Here is a 19803-nt window from a genome sequence, read left to right as displayed (position 1 = left end):
ACTGTCACAGGGGCAAGCTTGTTAGCTAACCCCTTACTTAATATCAGGTTATAGTTTGAATCTTATCTTTGCTCAAAAATCAGAAATAATTTATTGGCGACTTTGTTATGAAGCACAATTGCACAACCTACCCCCAACAGTAAGGAGAGCCCCTTGTTATATAAAAATATAAACTCAAATGCCAAATTTAATACTAAAAGATTGGCTCTCCATATGGACTGGTATTGTGCTATATAGGTGCAATACACGAGAAAAATTAGCTGCATCGCACCAACAAGGTGCGATAGCACTTTATTTAATCTGCATGAATATCGCCTAAAGTACGCATTATTAGTTAATTCACCAGGGTGAAATGTAGCCTAATCCACCTACATTTAGTGTGAGAAATTCCTCTTGATATATTCTTAACTTTTCTGAAACAGAATTTAATAGCACTGATGTACAGTTGAAAACTCTAAATTACTTTATCGTTATAGTGTGGTTTAGGTTCGAGATTATAAGCTCCACGCAATTATAAATAATCTATTAATCACTCTTATTTTGATAAGTACAAAGATTATCTGATGCACAGATATCTTATTTCGCCTTATGGGCATCAGAGAGCCATGTTATGAATTGTAAATATATTATCAACACCTGTATTCTCAGTAGCTTATGGTGGGGTCAGGCCGCTACTGTATTGGCGGAGGAAGACTATCAGCCAACACCGACATCTATAGGGCAGCATAACCCGCAAACCAGCAATGAAAGCTTGTGGCAACGCCTGACGAGCAACATCTCGCTTACCTGGGATTCACCAAACCAGGAGCTGTATATCCCGCTGAATACCTGGCACAACCGCTGGACCTACGATGATGACAAGATAGAGTCATACAATGAGCGGCCATGGGGTATCGGCTATGGCAAGTATCGCTATGATGAGGATAACAACTGGCACTCTGTGTATGCGATGGCATTTATGGATTCGCACAACCAAATTGAACCCATTATAGGTTATGGCTATCAAAAAATGTGGATACCGGGAGCGATGGACGGCTGGCGTTTTGGCGTAGGCTTTACCGCCAGCATTACCGCACGTCATGAATATTATTACATTCCTGTCCCATTGCCTTTGCCACTTATTTCTATTGAATATAATAAGTTTTCACTACAAAGCACCTATATTCCCGGCACTTATAATAATGGTAATGTTTTGTTTACCTGGATGCGCTGGCAATTCTAATGGACTCTATTATTTAACTATTTAAACCATGCAATTAAAGTGGTTATAGGCGACTATTAAGAATTAATCTCAATTAGCGTTAATTGATCCAAAAAAATACGATAGTTCTCATCAATTAAAACTATGCTGAGTATCCGCTTAGTTTATTGCTGATTATTTAAACACAACAAATAGCGTCTTAGGTGATAACAGCCGGGCTTGATTTTTCATACAGTTAATCGCCCGGCACTTTTATGCTAACACTTCAATCAGGCTACATCTGAGTCATTTACATTCAGTTTATGCCGCTTATGTTTACGCCGAGTGAGTATAAAACCGCACCACAATAGCGCAACCCAAACTGGCATCATTAGCACTGAGATCTGAATACCATCAGTGAGATACATAATGACCAGAATCAACGACAGAAACACCAGGCACAGATAATTACCGTATGGGTACCATAGCGCCTTAAACCGCGGTTCTACGCCTTCTTGCACCTTCGCAGCCCGGAATTTGAGGTGAGCTAAACAAATCATCACCCAGTTAATGACCAATGTTGAAACAACCAGCGCCATAAGCAGTTCAAACGCTTTGCCCGGCATAACATAGTTAATAACAACACCGGCTGAGGTGGCCAACGCCGAAAGTGCGATTGACAGAATAGGCACGCCACGTTTATTAACTCGGGTCAACAACTTAGGCGCATTCCCCTGCGATGCCAAGCCAAATAAGATGCGGCTATTACAATAAACACCGCTGTTGTAAACCGATAGCGCGGCGGTCAAAACCACTACATTCAAGATTGTTGCAACCCAATTGCTATCTAACGCATGGAAAATCATCACAAAGGGGCTACCGCCTTCAACCACTTTGCCCCACGGATATAGGGAAAGCAGTACCGCCAATGAACCGATGTAAAAAATGAGGATGCGATAGACAACCTGATTGGTTGCTTTAGGGATACTGTGATGGGGATCTTCAGCTTCAGCGGCCGTAATGCCAACCATCTCCAAGCCACCAAAAGAAAACATAATCACCGCCATCGCCATCACTAATCCGCTCAAGCCATGGGGCATAAACCCACCTTGTGCCCAGAGGTTAGTAACCGATGCCTCAGGCCCACCAGTACCGGAAGCCAGCAGATATGCACCGAACACAATCATACCGATAATGGCAACAACCTTGATGATTGCGAACCAGAATTCAGTTTCACCATACATTCGTACGTTAATAAGATTGATGGCATTTATTAAGACAAAAAATACAGCAGCGGAAACCCAGGTGGGAATCTCTGGCCACCAGTATTGAATATAAATACCGACGGCGGTCAATTCAGCCATACCAACCAGTATAAACATCGCCCAGTAGTTCCAACCAGATAAGAAGCCAGCGAAATCGCCCCAATATTTATACGCAAAATGACTAAATGAACCTGCAACTGGCTCTTCGACAACCATCTCACCGAGCTGACGCATAATGAGAAAAGCGATAAAACCACCGATGGCGTAGCCGAGTATCACTGAAGGGCCAGCCATCTTAATCGTCTGAGCTATCCCTAAAAATAATCCGGTCCCAATCGCACCACCCAAGGCAATCAGTTGAATATGTCGATTTTTTAAACCGCGTTTTAGTGTTGAATCCTGCAACTGCTGTTCCATCCTATCCTCTGCCGCACCTATTACGCACTAACGTGCTAAACAGCGCTTTCATAAATGAATCTGCGGCGGTTTTTTAACACTTAAACCTAATTGCAGCAAGAATAAAGGTGGTTAGCTGACTATCGGAGAAGGATCAATCAGCCGATGTTTACATGGGAAGGATTTGATTAGAGGACAATGATGCTTTGCCTGTTTAGGGTTGTAACGCAGATATGCCACATAACTTACTCAGATTCCTGGCCCCAATCATCAATGTCGCGACATAAGATTGACTCCGGGTGACAACTTCAACCGCCACGCGATTATTTTTATAGCGGATAAGATAAGTTGAAGGCCAGCCTTGGCGCCGCTCACCATAAGACTTTTGATGGTGGTCAATCGCCGCATGGGCAATGACCAGGTGAGATAAATTTGAATCCCCTTTAATAATACGTTTCATCATCAGCTCCAAGAAGTCAGTCAGAGAATCGCTTACCGTTGGTCACGCCACGCGCTCAGCATATGGGTATCCACGCGGTCGAAAATCATCAATATTTACTCAAATATCTTGGCTGAGCAGGTAACAAATCATCGCGGCACGAAGTGGACTTTGGCTATAGGCTTGCCACTCACCTTGCGGATTGGTAATCCGAGCATTCCACTGATTATTATCATTAACTTCAGGGGAATAGAGGCCAATTTTATTGGCATAGATGATAGGCCAGGCATCAGAAGGGTTTTTGCAGTAGTCCTTACCTTTAACTCCACCGTATGGATACCACTTATCGGGATCTTCCCCTGTCAGCAGTGCAATATTTCGGTTCACTTCAGTGTCACTTTCTTCATACCATTTAATCATTAGAATCACCGTTGTCTTGAAAAGTTCTGGCTACATTACGGCGAAAATAAGACAAATTTATGACAATCAGCGCAGTATATTGGGCTAAATAAAGGGGCAAACTCACATCGCGCAAAAAGATAATGCCGGCTATGCAGGAGAAACCATAACTCTAGCTACGACGATATTCTGATACCGCCTGGTGACAGCATCAGAATCGGGGGGATTTATCGCTCTGGAATAAACCCTTTGAAGTCGAGAGGCGAAACAATATCACTATCGTCTTGCTCATGCCTGACACCCGTAGCATTTTCCAGTAAAGCATTGAGCAATTCGGTTTGCCGTTTTTGTTGTTCGGCAATTTCGTGTAACAAACGGATTTGTTCATTTGCTCGTACACTGGCACGGCTCAAAAAGAACCAGACTATCAAGAAGAAAATGACAGTAAGCAGCGATAAAGCAATTGGGATGACACCCAGTGCCCCCATATTTGTATCTAACATTGACTACCCTATGACATACGTGGCTAAGGCGCTATCTTATCACTCTGCCCACCACAAAGGGGATCTGAATAAGTGATTCATACTTAATAACGATAACTAATAGTAATAGTTATCTATCGTTATTATAGCTAAGCATAATAGGCTATCCTTACCATGGAATAATCGAAGTGATAGCACAAATACCGGTAGAAAAAGTCCCCCCCTGATCGCAATAACTATCAAGGGCTAATAGATAAAACAAGCAGCAAACGGCAATGATCCCTACCGTTGCGACAAGTTTCTTAATGTTCAAATCGGGCTCCTTCCGTAATGTTTTTTTTAATTATACTGTATTAAACATCAACCATTTATAGCCAAAATGTAATTACTGATGTGCACTATAGCTCTGTAACAACATTTTTTATAAGAATTTACTGTTTAGTCTTATAAATCAATATGATTTAGGATTTTTACTATTAACTAACTTATCATTACTCGTTAAACTGTTAAATATTTATCCTAAAAAATAAGTAAAACTAATTACATGGAGTGACTACATGAGTTTATTCAGACTGGTTTTGGTGGCAGCAATCATATACTTGGGCCTTCTCTTTTCAGGCTATGGCGTGCTTATTGGCAGTGAGAAAAACGCCGCAGGCATTGGTTTGCAGTGTAAATATCTGACGGCAAGAACTGTTACAACCGCTCAATTTATAAACGGTGAAAATGGTGTCATTGGTGTCAGTAACTGCCCATTAGTGAAAAAGATCGGCAATAACGTTTTTGAATAATTGAACTGCGGGTTTGCTATTCATAACCCGCAGTGCATTTCCCCCACGGCCGCTAGCCTGATACTACCGCCCTACTTGCAGACAGCCTTAAACGGTAGCTGTTATTTTTGGCTAAATTTCATATCAATTAATGCAATGGCTTTCTCAATCGCTCGCTTAGTCACTGGGTCCGCCCCTGCCGGGTGTGTAGAGAAATCAATAGCTTTAAGTTGATGGGACATTTTATCTCGCACCTCCACCGGAGCAATGATATCAATCACATCAAGGATTTGCTTAATCACCAGTTGGCAGGCAACCAAGTCTGACACCAGCTCTTGGTCATTAGTAAACATTTCAGACATGCATAATTCCTTCTCAGTAATATCGTAAAAGGATATCACGCTTGCTGAAATATTTCTTTAACCTGCACTGCTCTTGTCGACTCGAGAGACTAACATTATCCTTGGCTAATGAAATACCTACAACCGATGTCGATGATGTGCTTAATCAATTGCCCCCTCTTTTTGAAAGAAAGAAGCAGATATGAGATGGCAAGAAAGCTAACGTCAGTACGAAGAGGATATAAAAAAACCAGGCATGAAATTATCAATCACCTGGTTCTAGAGGAAACTCATTAGATGTAGATCGATCACAATATTCCTAATCTCACAGTTCATCACCTCCTGCGCCTTTACCTTTATGCAGGACCATTACTGGCATCTTTAAAAAAACGGTTACGCCGACAACCGCTATCAGAGTCATAATCACCGTTATTAACATGCGATCACCTCATCATTTTTAATTTCTATTTTTCCAAACTCAACCCTTTATCCTCGGGATAGACCCCTTCCTGATGACACTACCCTTTTACTATGGCACCAGAAAAATCTTTTGCAAACACTGTCTGAAAAGTCTTTATGGTCTATTTTGTTCAATCGGGAGCAATTTGGTGTTTTGTGTTGTTCGATTCAACTTGTGTATACTGCTCTACTCCTATCCAGAAAAAACAGACTAAATAATGTCACAAGAAAATCATCTCGCGTTAGTCTGCGCCCTCAGTAAATGGGTCGAAACCCATCTAGGGCGGGTCATCTACCTTGAAGAGTTAGCCGTGTATTCAGGCTATTCGCTTTGGCATATGCAGAAAATATTTAAAGAAGTGACCGGGGTATCGCTGGGTAAATACATTCGGGAAAGACGCTTAGCGGGCGCGGTTTATCAACTAAGAAGTAGTGATAGTACGATTTTTGATATCGCATTGGACTTTGGCTTTGGCTCACAGTCACATTTTACTTACATGTTCAGAAAACGTTACGGTATCACTCCGTATGATTTCAGGCAAAATACTGATATTGACCTGAATATCGCGTTGCCCTTGCATGCTATTCATCAGAAGCTGGCATAACACTCCGCAATGCCCACGAATCGCCTGAATGCTTACCACTGCTTTCCGGCGAATAACGCTTTTCAGTTCTTTTTATAGCAATTCTGTACATCAATAGGTTGTGCTTCGTTACGTTGGCGATCCGCCATATAGGTCATCGCAAACATGACACTGACGACAATGAGTGCCGCCAACAGTAAACCGATCAATGCGATGACTTTGTTGTCATCAAACAAGCTCTTATCCATACACTCCCCCTAATTTCTATGGCGTATCATTAGATTAACCATAGGATCGCAATCAATGTTATTGCAATCAGCAAACATGATGTTGTAAGTAAAACCACGAGCGCAAATTGCGCATCGCCAATTCCCGCAGAATAATCACTATTCGGGGTAATATTTTGTTGTTTTTTCAAAGCAATACCTACTGATTGGCGCACACCAATCCTAACTCTATATAAGAAAAATCGCATTTTATAATGGATACATTTCTATCGGATATCAACCTAATCATTAGTTATTCCAACGCGATCCTGTCGTACTCTGTGTTATAGATCAAGCCCATCCATTGTAAAGTTAGGGATAGGCGCAAAATACATTAGCTTTGATTAAGTGTTTGTGGCGATAATATAATGTCATCTCTGTTCAGTGGACAATTACTGTATCACCGACGTTATTATACCGTAATTACCCCTGTGGCGAGGCTATACAGAGCGGCTAAAGCGGTAATCATGGCCACGGCAAAAAGACATTTTTCAATCGGCGCGAATATTGCTCTCTTTTGCTCACGCTTCGCGATGATAAACAGCACAGTTCCCGGACCATATATCACTGCTGACAGTAATATGTATTTCAACCCGCCCGCGTAGACCATTAATATGGCATATAGTGTTGCTATCAAAGCAAAAATAAAATCTTTCTTCAGCTCGACCGAACCTACCGAATAGGTTTCTCGGGTCCAGGCCAATTTCAGCCCATAAGCCGCAACCAGCAAATAGGGGATCAAAACTAATGAGCTGGTGAGTTCCAGTGCCAACTGGAACGCATACTCAGTGAAGAGCGTAACAATTAAGAATAATTGGATAAAAATATTCGACATCCAAACCGCTGCCGATGGCACCCCGCGCTTATTCTCCGTTGCAAATATCTGCGGCATGATATTACTTTTTGCTGCGGAATAGAGTGCTTCAGCCGCCAATAGGGTCCATGACAGATACGCACCCATAACGGAGATAATCAGCCCGATGCTGATAAATATAGCGCCCCATCGACCCACTATATGTTCTAACACCCCAGCCATTGAGGGTTGCCGTAAAGCAGCAAGATCAGGACGAAGCAGCACGCCATAGGAAAGCATTGTCACTAATACCAGTAAACATAAAACACCAATAAAACCGAGAACAGTAGCAATACCAACATGCTTTCTTTCTTTAGCGTAACGGGAATAAACACTCGCCCCTTCAATACCCACAAAAACAAATACGGTGACCAACATAGTACTGCGCACTTGAGCAAATAGTGTCTCTGATGTTGCACCAATATCTAATGCCGCATGACCGGTATAACCATAGTCATCCAAATGGGAGAGATCACCGACACCAGACAAAGATTGGGAACCCCAGAAGTTTAATGCAAACGTATCTGTATGAAATGCAAATGCCAGCACAATAACAAAAATAAATATCGGAATAACTTTAGCAAAGGTGGCAATAGTATTGATTGCTGCGGCTTCTTTGATGCCGCGCAACACCATAAAATGAAAACTCCACAAGATTAATGACGCAATTAAGACAGCGGATAACGTATTACCATCACCAAATAGTGGGAAGAAGGCTCCCAATGTTGATTTGATCAAAACAAAATAGGAAACACTTCCGATACAGGCGCCAGCCCAAAAACCAATGGCTGAGGCAAAACCGGCATAATCACCAAACCCAGTTTTAGCATAAATATAAACACCGGAATCCAAATCTGGCTTACGTTGTGCCAAAGTCTGAAAAACAAAGGCCAGAGTTAACATTCCGCCACCAGCAATAATCCACGCGATGATGGCACCCAATCCTCCGGTTGCTCGGCCGAATGTAGCAGGTAAAGAGAAAATACCAGCACCTATCATTGAACCCACGACCAGCGAGGTTAATGACCACAGCGAGAGCTTTTTATTTGATGAAGCCGCCATATTCATTTCCATTTACATTAACTAATCCAATGTAAAACAGAATAACCTAATAGAAGACCCACGCCTATAGATGCAATTCAGAGAAAATGTGAGCCTCCTTTAAAAGCTGAATATTCACTGTTGAGTGGGCGTGACACTAATATTAAGGCGTATATACACTCACAGCGGTAGCCTCTTTATGTATCAGTGACAAAATAGACCTATTAGACATAGGTCTTGATACCATTTGAATTTAAACTGCGCATAGTCGGTTTGTGCTGCCAAACTAGTTAATCAGATTTTTAGTCAAATAATAACGGTGGTACTCACCCAGTACATTTTCTAGCGTCATTTTCAATTGATAACCCTGTTTTTCATAGAACGGGCGAGCCTGGAAGCTGAATGTATCTACTTGGGCAAACTTGCATCCCCGCTGTATTGCTTCCTGTTCGGCTGCGTTCATCAAGTTAGTACCAGCCCCTGAGTGACGTAATGCATCCGATACCCATAACAACTCAATACTCAGGCAATTACCTAATGTATATCCGGTAATCCCTCCCAACTTTTCGCCACCTTCTCCTGTGATAAATACGGCTAATGGTTTACGACCATTATCACCAACAAATTTACGGTTAAAAGCCTTCAACCCCTCAATGATTTCTGCAATATCTTCAGTCGTTGGGGCATCTGTCATGGTCAAATTCATTGCTACTGCTCCTCGCTATTATCTGACTAACAATACTCGATATAATCTTGGCTTCAATGCATATTCTCACAGATAAGAATTCTATTATCGGATAATAAATAGCAAAATAAATGCTATTAAGAACCATTTACATTTATAATGCAGCGAACAGCTTTTCCGACATTTGTACCGATTTCTCCTCTGTAATTGTAAGGATACCCCAATGCTCCGCCGTTTCTTTTCTTATTATGCCCCGTACAAAGGGCTTTTTTATCTAGACTTTGGCTGTGCCATTTTGGCCGGGCTGCTGGAGCTGAGTTTCCCGATGGCGGTAAAACTGTTCATTGATAAATTACTTCCCAATCAAGATTGGGTGTTGATCGTTTGGGTGGCAACTGGCCTGTTGATGATTTATCTGCTCAATACTGCGCTAATGGCGATTGTTAACTACTGGGGGCACGCATTGGGTGTGGGTATCGAAACCGACATGCGTCGCCAGGCTTTTAGCCATCTGCAAAAATTATCATTTAGCTATTACGACAATATGAAGACCGGCCATATTATCACCCACGTCACCAAAGACCTTGAAGAGGTTGGAGAAATTGCCCACCACGGTCCTGAAGATCTTTTTATTGCCATTATGACCTTTATCGGTGCATTCATTTTGATGGCATCCGTCCATTTACCACTGGCGATGCTCACCATCATCATCGTACCCTTTATGACCTATCTGGTCAGCCGCTACGGTTCACAGATGACCGAAACCTGGCGCAAACTGTTTGGTCAAGTTGGCAATTTTAATGCCCGCATTGAGGAAAGTATCGGCGGTATTCGTGTCGTCAAAGCTTTCGCTAATGAATCTCATGAAAAGAAATTGTTCGCCGCAGATAACGAAAGCTACCGCACCACCAAATTGCGGGCTTACCGCATCATGACCACCAGTATGACTATGAGCTACCTCAGTACCCGTCTGGTGCAGTTAATTGTGATGGTTGCCGGTACCTGGTACGTCGTGCATGACCAGTTGAGTTACGGCGGTTTTGTCGGATTTCTGTTATTAGTTGAAGTGTTTTTTCGCCCGGTGGCGAAAATAACCTCAGTCCTGGAAAGTTATCCGAAAGGAATTGCCGGTTTTAAGCGATTCACTCAATTGATAGATACACTGCCTGATATTGTTGACCGACCAAACGCTCGCCCTGTTGGCCATTTGCATGGCGATATTTGTTATCACAATGTCAGTTTCGGTTATTCACCGCAGAATAAAATTTTCACCCATTTGAACCTGCAAATCCGGGCTGGCGAAACCGTGGCATTCGTCGGGCCATCGGGGGCGGGTAAAACCACGTTATGCTCACTGCTGCCCCGCTTTTATGAACTCGATGAGGGGGCAATCACGATTGATGGTATTGATATCCGTGATATGACTCAGCAATCATTGCGTAATAATATCGGTATTGTTCAGCAGGACGTTTTCTTATTCGGCGGATCTATCCGTGAGAATATTGCTTACGGTAAACTCGATGCCAGCGACGATGAAATAATGGTTGCAGCACAACAAGCCCGGCTAGATGAGTTGATTGAAAGCTTGCCTGATGGACTGGATACCGTTGTTGGTGAGCGCGGAGTGAAATTATCCGGTGGGCAGAAACAGCGCTTGTCAATTGCACGTATTTTCCTGAAAAATCCACCGATTTTGATTCTGGATGAAGCCACCTCCGCGCTTGATACTGCCACTGAACAAGCCATCCAGCTTGCGCTAACGGAATTATCACAAGGCAGAACGACGTTGGTGATTGCCCATCGCTTAGCCACAATTCAAAATGCCGATCGTATCATTGTGGTCGATAAGGAAGGGATTGTGGAACAGGGCGACCATTATGAATTGCTGGCCCGTAAAGGTGCCTATGCAAAATTGCATAATGCCCAGTTCAGTGCTGCCTGATACTCAGTAAAAACCCACCCGCTGATGGGCGCGAATGGTAAACTGAAGGAAAATTCAGCCAAAGCCATTCCATCGCGGGCTTAAATAGGGTACAAGGACGCCATGAAAATTCCAAAACGAATCCAACCGCTGGTTGATGACGGCTTGGTTGACGAAGTCATCCGTCGTTTGAAAAGTGGCAAAGAAGCTGATGTATACGTTGTCCGTTGTGGGCAGGATATCCGCTGCGCTAAAGTCTATAAAGAAGCTGAAAACCGCAGTTTCAAACAGGCTGTTCAGTATCAGGAAGGGCGTAAGGTTCGTAACAGTCGTGACGCGCGAGCCATGGCCAAAGGTTCTAAATTTGGCCGCAAGCAACAGGAAGAGACCTGGCAAACTGCCGAGGTGGATGCCTTGTACCTGCTCGCCAATGCCGGTGTTCGGGTACCTCAACCTTATGCATGCCTTGATGGTGTTTTATTGATGGAACTGGTCACCGATGCAGATGGCCTTGCCGCCCCCCGCCTGAGTGATGTGCCATTTAGCAGAGAACAAGCGCTGATTGACCATGCGTTGATGATCCAATATGTGGTACGGATGCTTTGCGCCGGTCTGGTTCATGGCGATTTATCAGAGTTTAATGTCTTAATTGATAAAGAGGGCCCGGTCATTATCGATTTACCGCAAGCCGTCAATGCTGCGGCGAACAATCATGCTAAAGCCATGCTGGAGCGGGATGTCGCAAACATGACACACTATTATGGCCAATACGCACCAGAACTGCTTAATCGTAAGTATGCCAAAGAGATGTGGGCACTTTATGAGGATGGTAAACTGCATCCAGAAACGCAACTGACTGGTGAGTTTGCAGAAAGCACCGAAGCAGCTGATGTTGAGGGTGTACTGGAGGAAATCAAAGCGGTTATAGCTGAAGAGCAAGAACGCCTGCGTGAAGCTCAGGATCACGACAACTAGACATTAACTATCCTAAATCGACTCTCTGTGGGGCAGTAATGACTCTCTTCCCTGCCCCACACGCTCTTTACGTATCAGTTCAGCACCACCGCTTCCACGCGGTTTTTCCCCGTGGTTTTCGCCCGATATAACGCTTTATCCGCAGCATCCGACAAGTCTGTCGCCGAAATAGACTCACCCGGCGCGGATACCGAAGCCACACCAATGCTGATGGTCACCCGCCCCTCTGGCGATATCCCATGGGGAATATCTAACTCCTCAATGGAGTGACGCATGCGCTCGGCAACCGCTTTCGCATCCGCCAGGGTACTGGGTGCTAGCAATACAATAAACTCCTCGCCGCCATAGCGCGCCAAAATGTCTGAACCACCACGAATAGATTTTGACAAAGTTTCGACAATGGATTTCAAACAAACATCCCCCATTGCATGACCATAAAGGTCGTTAAAGCTTTTGAAATTATCAAAATCGATCATCAACACAGACAGAGAACCGCCTTCGATCTGGTTTTTTTGCCAGATGTGCTGATAGATATCATCAAAGTGGCGACGATTGGCTACCCCAGTTAATACATCGGTTTGTGACAACGCCTTGAGGATCGATTCTGACTGTTTAAGTTCAGTAATATCGAAAAACGAGCCATACCAAATAACAGCCCCATCATCCTGAAGCGTCGGGAAAGACTCACCATGGAGCCAGTGTGTACCTTTGCCCGGCAACACCACGCGAAAATCGCAGCGCCAGACAGATAGATTCTGTTGAGAGATGGCTACCGCCTGTTTTAGCATATCCATATCGTCAGTATGCACGCGGCTAAACAGAGGGTTTTCCTCTCTGGGCACATACAAAACATCAGCCGGTGACAGAGCAAATATTTTCCTGACACCCTCGCTACAATATTTAAAATAAGATTTACCCTCTGCATCTAAATAATAAGCATAAATCATTGCTGGTAAATTCTTAGTTAAACGATCCATCATCTGCTTACTTTCTTCCAGCTTCATCAGCAGGAATTTTCTTTCCGAAACATCAGCAATCACACTAATATAACCCACGGTCTGGTTATTATCGGCAGTTATTTCATGGACACTAAGTGCTCCCCAGAAACGTTTCCCATCTTGGCGCTGATAACACCACTCGCTGGCATCACGCCGATTAAGCAATAAATAATCCAGCTCAGCTTGATCCTTACCAAACTCTGGAATGTGCAGTATATCCGAAATAGGGCTTCCCAAGACTTCATCTTTAGAATAGCCAAACATTCGCTCCGCACCCACATTAAATATGGTGATCCGACTATCTAAGTCGGTGGTAATAATCGCGACCTGTTTTTCCGCATTCAACAGTACATCCAGTTGAAGATTAGATAATTTATCTTTCCCATTCTCTCTCTTCACTGGTTCACCTTTACGGTGCTGACCAAATACTTTCCCAGTCAAAGCATTCAGGCAGTTATGATAAAAAGAAAATAAAGACATAAAGTAAATCACCTATAATTTAGAACAAGAAAAAATGAAATTATAACCAGTCTACTGATGGCGCTAATAATAACACTGTGAACTATAACATACACCAATGAATCAGTGTAGGTTTGGAATGATGATACTCTCTAATAGATAACTACAGACACTCAACTTGATAATATCATTACAAATCTCGCCAAGAAAACTGAAAGAACAATCCGTTATGGTGATGATGTATTCCTATTGAATAACTGGAGCGAGAATGAAGAAGTTACTGATGTTTTGTGGTGTATCAATGTTGCTATTGAATGCAGCCTCTAGCTTTGCCACACAACCTATTAATAAAGAAGCACAAAAACAATCGGGGGTGAGATGTAAACGCCCACCTGAACCGCCGAAAGACAAGAGTGGCCGCCCGTTGCCGCCAGCGAAAGAACATCATGATAGCCAACCAGCAAAAAACCAGCCGCAACATGATGGCAAGTATCCATGCCCTCCACCGCTATCAGATAAAAACCACAAAGTTTAAAATGTTATATTTATTAGTATCGCTAATAGTATTGTAGCAACAGATAAATTGAAAGCAGGCATATTTTGTTGCTCTGCTTTTTATTTCAAAATAAATAGCCATGTCATAGTTAATAAAGAAACAAAAAATATAAACAATTACTATTGATAGCTACGTTTACCAATCTTATATAAATCGCTATTAAATCTCTTTCATGCAAATCAGACACATAAGAGGAACGCTAGCAGAAAATAATAATCCGTCTTATCCCTCATCCCGATAATTTAAGCTTGGCGCTGGCAAGATATACCTTTATAGCTCATGCTAAATAACGAGATATAACTCTCATCCATGTAACAATAATATCAGTTGAAATTTAATATATAGATAAGGAAATAGTCATGTTCTATAAATCACTGCTTAAGAGTGTCATTGTGACACTCATGCTCGTAACCGTTAACACAGTATTCGCAGCATCATCACCCACCACCCCAACAGAAATGACCTGCAAAGAATTCCTTGATCTTAATCCGAAAAGTATGACCCCCGTCGCTTTCTGGATCCTAAACCGGGATATCCAGTATAAAAAAGGCGATAGCGTAGATTTCCAGGAAATAGACCAGGTCTACACACCAAAAGTGATTGATGTTTGTAAAAAATCACCGAACAAAAAAATTACTGAGATGAAAAAAGAGATTGAGTGGGTACCTAAGAAACCAATGTAATATAATTCTGAGCCTCACATTATTCAATGTGGGGCTAACATTATCTTTTGACTATTATTTGGGAAAAATAATCATGTTAAAGAAGATCATATTGATATCGCTACTGGCATTACCCGTCGACCAAGCATTGGCACTTGACTGCCAGAACGCACTGACACAACTGGATATAAACCAGTGCGCAAATTTAGATTATAAGAAAGCCGATACCGAACTAAACCGTATTTATAAACAAGTTTTGGCCAAAACCCCAGTTGCCCAAAGAGTATTATTAAAGAGTGCGCAACTTACTTGGATAAAATACCGTGACGCAGATTGTACCTTCCAATCCTCAGCCACCGAAGGCGGTTCAGTGCATCCTATGATTATCTCGGCTTGTTTGACCCACAAAACTGAAGCTCGCTCGGCAGAACTACAGTCATTCCTTGATTGTGCTGAAGGTGACCTAAGTTGCCCCTTATAGCGTGCTGTGATTAGCGTTGCCGAATAGTCGAGGGCGTTAGGCCATAGGCCACTTTAAAACAGTTACTGAAGTGGCTGGCAGAGCTGAAACCACACTCCAGGGCAATGTGAATAAGCGGCATCATGCTATGTCTTAATAGCTGGTCTGCGCGAGATAACCGCGCTTTCAACACAAATTGATGTGGTGACAGCCCAGTGCTCTGCTTAAACATCCGTGCGAAATGGAACTCACTCAACCCTGCCTGTTCAGCAAGATCTGACAACAGCAACGGCTGTGAAAGATGTTCGTCAATATACTCTTTCACCCGTTTTAACACTGCCGGAGACAACCCACCGCGAATTACGGGGATCGCCCACTGCAACTGGGTGTAATTTTTTAATAAATGGGTCATCAACAAGGTAGCAGCACTACTGAGGGCTAAATGATTGGCCTGTTCTTGCCAGTTACAATTCAGTAAAAATTGGCGATATAACAACGTTATTTGCGGATCTTCTGCGAAAATTCGTTCATCAACCTGAATTGACTGGGGGCTGCGCTCCCAAATTTGTTCAGCTAGCTGGCGCAGATGCTTATCGGTGCAATACAAATGTACAAATGACAGGTCATCCCGCACATCCCAACTGGATAAGCTGCCCTTTGGCATAATACAAAAACGATCCGGTCCACCGCCATTTTTCCAGCCAGCGCGCGTTTTGTGATAGCACTCATAGCCATCTGCAACATACAGGCTCAAGGTGTGGTGATCAGGGCTTTCTTGTGTAATACAGTCATCACGGTTAGACCAGGCTGCCAATTGAATACCCGAGCCGAGTTGCACACAATCATGCAAGCACGCTTTGTGTTCTTTTAGGGTTTCAAAGGCTTGATACCGTTCCAACATTGCGCTGACTTCCTTTCGGTACGCGGATGCAACCAGTTTAATGGCTTGCCAGACGGCAGACTATATTTTCCAGCGATTTATCGTAAAAATGCGCAAGATTTTGCAATTTAAAGCAAGCCGCTGAAAGCGCCTCTCCTTCCTATACCGGATACTGCTGTTTTCTAGCTGTGATGAGAAATAACGATGAACGCGCTGCTATATTTGTTAGTTGTACTGATCTGGGGAACGACCTGGATTGCCATTACCCTACAACAGCAAGGTGATGTTGCTATTACTGTGTCCATTTTTTATCGGTTTGTGCTGGCGGCCGGTGTCATGATGCTCGTTTTACTGCTCGCCCGCCGACTGCACCAGCTCACGGTGCGTGACCACCTTTTTTGTCTGGCACAAGGGGTTTGTGTCTTTGCTTTTAATTTTTACTGTTTTTATCATGCTGCGGCTTATATCAGTAGCGGCCTGGAATCGGTTATTTTCTCAATGGCGGTACTGTTTAATGCCATCAATGGCATGCTTTTCTTTCGCCAACGCCTTAGCCCTAACCTGCTGCCAGCCAGTATCCTCGGCATGATAGGTATTGTTGCTTTGTTCTGGCAAGATCTGACCGCCACACAAATAGCCCCGGAATTACTTAAAGGTATTGGCTTAAGTTTGCTGGGTACCTATGGTTTTTCTCTGGGTAATATGATCAGTAGCCGCCACCAACGCAAGGGATTGGATATTCTGTCAACCAATGCTTATGCCATGACTTATGGTGCGGCAGTGATGGGACTTTTCAGTATGATTCAACAACACTCTTTTACTCTCGAACTCACGCCACGTTACCTTGGCTCATTGTTGTATCTGGCTATCTTCGGTTCCGTGATTGCATTTGCCGCCTATTTCAGCTTGATTGGACGAATCGGAGCCAGTGGTGCGGCTTATAGTACCTTGTTATTTCCGCTGGTGGCCCTAACCATATCAACCTTCTATGAAGGCTATCACTGGCACCTGAATGCCATTATTGGTTTACTGCTCATCCTATTGGGTAATTTAGTGATGTTCTCACGCCCAGGCATGATGCAATCCTGGTTTAAGCGCCGCCATCATTGCCAGCCACAAAGATAACCAAGAAAGGCCGATCGTTATCTCATCGAGAGTTCTGATCGGCCTTGCTCATTTTATTTTGCGGTATCTAAAATGGGTTCACGTACAATGAATATGTAAGACAGAGCCCCGAGGACAGTAACGCAAGAACAGATGGTTAATGCCAGGCTAAATGAGTGAGTGGTATCAACTATCCAACCCGTTATCACCGGTGCAAATGATGCAAATATGAAACTGGCAAAATTCTGTATGCTGCCAACCGATGCAGTCATACGAGAAGAGACCGCGACATGTATAAGCCCCCAGCATGATGTCCCAGCGAAGTGAATACAGAACAGTGCCATGCCTATTAATATAACCGCACTCCCGGTAGTGTCAGCACGGACGACGACAGAGGTAAATGCCGCTGACAGCAACATACCGACCGCAATGCATATTTTGCGGCTTTTTAAAGGAGCCATACCCTGGCGGACCAGAAAATCGGTAACGAATCCATTACATAACATGCCTGCCGCGCCGAAAATAAAGGGAATAGAAGCAAACATGCCAGTGCTAGCAAGATTTAAATGATACGTTGTCTGCAAATAGCCCGGCAGCCATGCCAGATAGAGCCATGCAGTATAATTGACGCCACTGAAGCCCAGCATCATGCCCCACATAGTGCGATTACGGAATAAGCCACGCCATTCTTTAAAATTCACAGGCTTACGACTTACATTAACACTGCCTGCATCAAGATATTTTTGTTCTGCTTCGGTTAAATTGATACTGTCACGATTACGGTAAAGCAGATACCAACCGATAGAAAGTACGATCCCCAAAAGACCAATGGTAATAAACATCCCACGCCAACCGATAACCATCATCATGGCGGCCAGAATAGGTGGACTGATGGCTAAACCGATTGTCGACGCAGAATTAAATATCCCCATAGGCAGGCCACGTTCTTTAATATTGAACCAGTCATTTATCACCTTCACACCGCAAAGATTCATGGGTGCCTCACCGATACCTAACCCAATACGTACCAGAATAAATTGCGTAAAGGTATGAACAGCCCCGGATAGCGCCTGAAAGAATGACCATACAAACATGCCTAGCCCTAACATAATGCGCGGGCCTTTACGGTCTAACAACGGGCCACACGGCAGTTGAGCAATACCGTATGCCAGAGAAAATGCGGAAAGCAGAAAACCAATCTCCGTGGCACTTAGCCCTAGCTCTTCACGAATGGTTAAATTCGCTACAGATAAAGAACTACGGTCAAGAAAGTTAATGACTGCGGCCAAGAATAATAAAACCATCGATACGGTTTGAATTCTTTTAATACGACTAGAACGCTCTGTATGTAGTATAGCCTTGGGGGTTTCATCTGATGTTGGGTTTAATACACCCGCATCATTATTTATCACGACATTATTTTTTTCCACGCCCAGCTCCTGAACTTTATAATATATTCACATTGCGATTCATAAAAAAACCTGTCCGATATGAATCTATTAGGAAATAAAAATCTCAAGAAAAAAGACTTATTACAGCGTCAACTATAGAGAGAAAAGTTAACTGAAATTCAGATTAGTGTGGGCATTCTATATACAGCATATCTTTGTGATGAATACGTGAGATGATTAATAGTTTGCTGGATTTTATCTGTCCTTAATGGTTTTTTATGCGGTTTTTTATCTTAGTATGCGCTTTCAGCAATACTCTCTAGGTGGTTAATCATTCGCTGTATTGCGTGATCGAGCGAATCATTGATTGCTTAGCAGTATCCAGATGACGCCGTAACTCGCGCACCGCATCCAAATCATTGCGAAAGATTAACGCACTTAAAATCGCCATATGCTCTTCTATCGCCACGATATTGCGCTGCTTTAAATCGCTCTCATCCCATTGATAATGGAAGTGGAAAATAACTGAAATAATCTCCAGAGATTGATTAAAAAATGGGTTATTAGCGGCAGAAAGTATCAGGGTATGAAAATCACGATCTAACTGTGAAAACATGCGATAGCTGCTGCCAATGGTATCCCGCAATTGCCGATGGCGAGCCAATAGCTCTTTGGCTTGCAGCCAACGTTCATCACTATGTGCAAGATTTAAAAAGCGATTTAGCGCATGCGTTTCCAACATTTCACGTAACTCAAATAATTTTTCAGCATAGTTTTGATCAAATTTTTTCATGCTCCACTGACCACGGCGGATATTAACAATGAGGTCATAACGACAAAAACGCAGTAAGAACTCACGAACCACCACGGCGCTGACATTGGCGGCACGAGCAAGTTGTAACTCTGAAAATGAATCTCCTGCACGAAGCTGACGTTGATTAATCATCTGAAAAAAAGCACGTTCAAATACGTCGGCCTGAGCGTCTGGTGACTGACTGATACAATCAAAACCGTCCTCTGATTGGGGTGTTCTGACAATAATGTAGTAGTCGCCGACCTTCTCCAACACGCCACAGTGATCTAAATGACTCAGGGTATTACGCACAGTTGTCCGGCTGATACTGTACATTTCCGCTAGGGAAGCTTGAGAAGGAAGTGGTGATGTAATATGCCCTTTGGCAATAGCGTCGATCATCTGATTGATGACATTGTGACGAAGATTTTGTGTTCTGCTCAT

The 19803-nt window shown here is 43.2% G+C and carries 23 protein-coding genes; 9 read left to right on the top strand and 14 right to left on the bottom strand.

Annotated elements, in window-relative coordinates:
* The first annotated feature begins 610 nt into the window (after window positions 1-610).
* Complete coding sequence (locus A6J66_003910; protein ID PNM23415.1) at window positions 611-1222, top strand: phospholipid:lipid A palmitoyltransferase; 612 nt, start codon at window positions 611-613, stop codon at window positions 1220-1222.
* Between the two features lie 248 nt (window positions 1223-1470).
* Here A6J66_003910 and A6J66_003905 read toward each other — a convergent pair whose 3' ends face one another.
* The 5 genes from A6J66_003905 to A6J66_003885 form a co-directional block, all read right to left on the bottom strand.
* Window positions 1471-2862 (bottom strand): amino acid permease, encoded by a 1392-nt coding sequence (locus tag A6J66_003905; GenBank protein ID PNM23414.1) that lies wholly within the window; start codon window positions 2860-2862, stop codon window positions 1471-1473.
* A gap of 193 nt (window positions 2863-3055) precedes the next feature.
* Window positions 3056-3325, bottom strand: coding sequence for a DUF4060 domain-containing protein (locus A6J66_003900; GenBank protein ID PNM23413.1), 270 nt, complete (start codon window positions 3323-3325; stop codon window positions 3056-3058).
* Window positions 3326-3400: 75 nt separating this feature from the next.
* Window positions 3401-3700: a DUF2591 domain-containing protein gene (locus tag A6J66_003895; GenBank protein ID PNM23412.1), complete on the bottom strand. Its 300-nt coding sequence runs from the start codon at window positions 3698-3700 to the stop codon at window positions 3401-3403.
* A 206-nt stretch (window positions 3701-3906) separates the two neighbouring features.
* On the bottom strand, window positions 3907-4182 hold the full coding sequence (locus A6J66_003890; protein PNM23411.1) for a hypothetical protein: 276 nt from the start codon (window positions 4180-4182) through the stop codon (window positions 3907-3909).
* A gap of 148 nt (window positions 4183-4330) precedes the next feature.
* Window positions 4331-4474 (bottom strand): PhoP regulon feedback inhibition membrane protein MgrB, encoded by a 144-nt coding sequence (locus A6J66_003885; protein PNM23410.1) that lies wholly within the window; start codon window positions 4472-4474, stop codon window positions 4331-4333.
* 244 nt (window positions 4475-4718) lie between these two features.
* Here A6J66_003885 and A6J66_003880 point away from each other — a divergent pair, with 244 nt between their 5' ends.
* The gene (locus A6J66_003880) at window positions 4719-4952 is read left to right on the top strand and encodes a hypothetical protein (protein PNM23409.1); all 234 of its coding nucleotides are present in this window, start codon (window positions 4719-4721) and stop codon (window positions 4950-4952) included.
* A gap of 101 nt (window positions 4953-5053) precedes the next feature.
* Here the strand turns inward: A6J66_003880 and A6J66_003875 are convergent, their stop codons facing one another.
* Window positions 5054-5293, bottom strand: coding sequence for a DUF2766 domain-containing protein (locus A6J66_003875; protein PNM23408.1), 240 nt, complete (start codon window positions 5291-5293; stop codon window positions 5054-5056).
* A 656-nt stretch (window positions 5294-5949) separates the two neighbouring features.
* Between A6J66_003875 and A6J66_003870 the strand changes: the two genes are divergently transcribed.
* On the top strand, window positions 5950-6336 hold the full coding sequence (locus A6J66_003870; GenBank protein PNM23407.1) for an AraC family transcriptional regulator: 387 nt from the start codon (window positions 5950-5952) through the stop codon (window positions 6334-6336).
* A gap of 62 nt (window positions 6337-6398) precedes the next feature.
* Here A6J66_003870 and A6J66_003865 read toward each other — a convergent pair whose 3' ends face one another.
* The 4 genes from A6J66_003865 to A6J66_003850 form a co-directional block, all read right to left on the bottom strand.
* Window positions 6399-6563 carry a hypothetical protein gene (locus A6J66_003865; GenBank protein ID PNM23406.1) on the bottom strand — a complete coding sequence of 55 codons (165 nt, stop codon included), beginning with the start codon at window positions 6561-6563 and terminating at the stop codon, window positions 6399-6401.
* Between the two features lie 29 nt (window positions 6564-6592).
* Window positions 6593-6790, bottom strand: coding sequence for a hypothetical protein (locus tag A6J66_003860; GenBank protein PNM23405.1), 198 nt, complete (start codon window positions 6788-6790; stop codon window positions 6593-6595).
* A gap of 203 nt (window positions 6791-6993) precedes the next feature.
* Window positions 6994-8496, bottom strand: a complete 1503-nt coding sequence (locus A6J66_003855; GenBank protein ID PNM23404.1) for an amino acid permease — start codon at window positions 8494-8496, stop codon at window positions 6994-6996.
* 265 nt (window positions 8497-8761) lie between these two features.
* Window positions 8762-9181 carry an N-acetyltransferase gene (locus tag A6J66_003850; protein PNM23403.1) on the bottom strand — a complete coding sequence of 140 codons (420 nt, stop codon included), beginning with the start codon at window positions 9179-9181 and terminating at the stop codon, window positions 8762-8764.
* 202 nt (window positions 9182-9383) lie between these two features.
* On the opposite strand from A6J66_003850, the gene A6J66_003845 reads away from it, so the two are divergent.
* Both A6J66_003845 and A6J66_003840 read left to right on the top strand, forming a co-directional pair.
* Window positions 9384-11102: an ABC transporter ATP-binding protein gene (locus A6J66_003845; protein PNM23402.1), complete on the top strand. Its 1719-nt coding sequence runs from the start codon at window positions 9384-9386 to the stop codon at window positions 11100-11102.
* Window positions 11103-11204: 102 nt separating this feature from the next.
* On the top strand, window positions 11205-12056 hold the full coding sequence (locus A6J66_003840; GenBank protein ID PNM23401.1) for a serine protein kinase RIO: 852 nt from the start codon (window positions 11205-11207) through the stop codon (window positions 12054-12056).
* 74 nt (window positions 12057-12130) lie between these two features.
* On the opposite strand, the gene A6J66_003835 is transcribed toward A6J66_003840, so the two are convergent.
* Window positions 12131-13453 carry a PAS domain S-box protein gene (locus A6J66_003835; GenBank protein ID PNM26887.1) on the bottom strand — a complete coding sequence of 441 codons (1323 nt, stop codon included), beginning with the start codon at window positions 13451-13453 and terminating at the stop codon, window positions 12131-12133.
* A gap of 328 nt (window positions 13454-13781) precedes the next feature.
* On the opposite strand from A6J66_003835, the gene A6J66_003830 reads away from it, so the two are divergent.
* The 3 genes from A6J66_003830 (at window position 13782) to A6J66_003820 (ending at window position 15212) form a co-directional block, all read left to right on the top strand.
* Entirely contained in the window at window positions 13782-14048 is a 267-nt protein-coding gene (locus A6J66_003830) for a hypothetical protein (GenBank protein PNM23400.1), read from the top strand.
* Window positions 14049-14428: 380 nt separating this feature from the next.
* Entirely contained in the window at window positions 14429-14752 is a 324-nt protein-coding gene (locus A6J66_003825) for an acid-resistance protein (GenBank protein ID PNM23399.1), read from the top strand.
* Window positions 14753-14822: 70 nt separating this feature from the next.
* Complete coding sequence (locus A6J66_003820) at window positions 14823-15212, top strand: hypothetical protein (protein ID PNM26886.1); 390 nt, start codon at window positions 14823-14825, stop codon at window positions 15210-15212.
* A gap of 10 nt (window positions 15213-15222) precedes the next feature.
* On the opposite strand, the gene A6J66_003815 is transcribed toward A6J66_003820, so the two are convergent.
* Window positions 15223-16092 (bottom strand): AraC family transcriptional regulator, encoded by an 870-nt coding sequence (locus tag A6J66_003815; GenBank protein PNM23398.1) that lies wholly within the window; start codon window positions 16090-16092, stop codon window positions 15223-15225.
* Between the two features lie 183 nt (window positions 16093-16275).
* Between A6J66_003815 and A6J66_003810 the strand changes: the two genes are divergently transcribed.
* The gene (locus A6J66_003810) at window positions 16276-17196 is read left to right on the top strand and encodes an EamA family transporter (GenBank protein ID PNM23397.1); all 921 of its coding nucleotides are present in this window, start codon (window positions 16276-16278) and stop codon (window positions 17194-17196) included.
* 53 nt (window positions 17197-17249) lie between these two features.
* Here A6J66_003810 and A6J66_003805 read toward each other — a convergent pair whose 3' ends face one another.
* The gene (locus A6J66_003805; GenBank protein PNM26885.1) at window positions 17250-18479 is read right to left on the bottom strand and encodes an MFS transporter; all 1230 of its coding nucleotides are present in this window, start codon (window positions 18477-18479) and stop codon (window positions 17250-17252) included.
* Between the two features lie 418 nt (window positions 18480-18897).
* Window positions 18898-19803 (bottom strand): FCD domain-containing protein, encoded by a 906-nt coding sequence (locus A6J66_003800; GenBank protein PNM23396.1) that lies wholly within the window; start codon window positions 19801-19803, stop codon window positions 18898-18900.

The sequence above is a fragment of the Yersinia enterocolitica genome (genome assembly GCA_002082245.2).
In the GTDB taxonomy this organism is placed as follows: domain Bacteria; phylum Pseudomonadota; class Gammaproteobacteria; order Enterobacterales; family Enterobacteriaceae; genus Yersinia; species Yersinia enterocolitica_E.
Note: the sequence above shows the minus strand (reverse complement) of the source record. Positions and strands in the feature narration are given on the sequence as shown.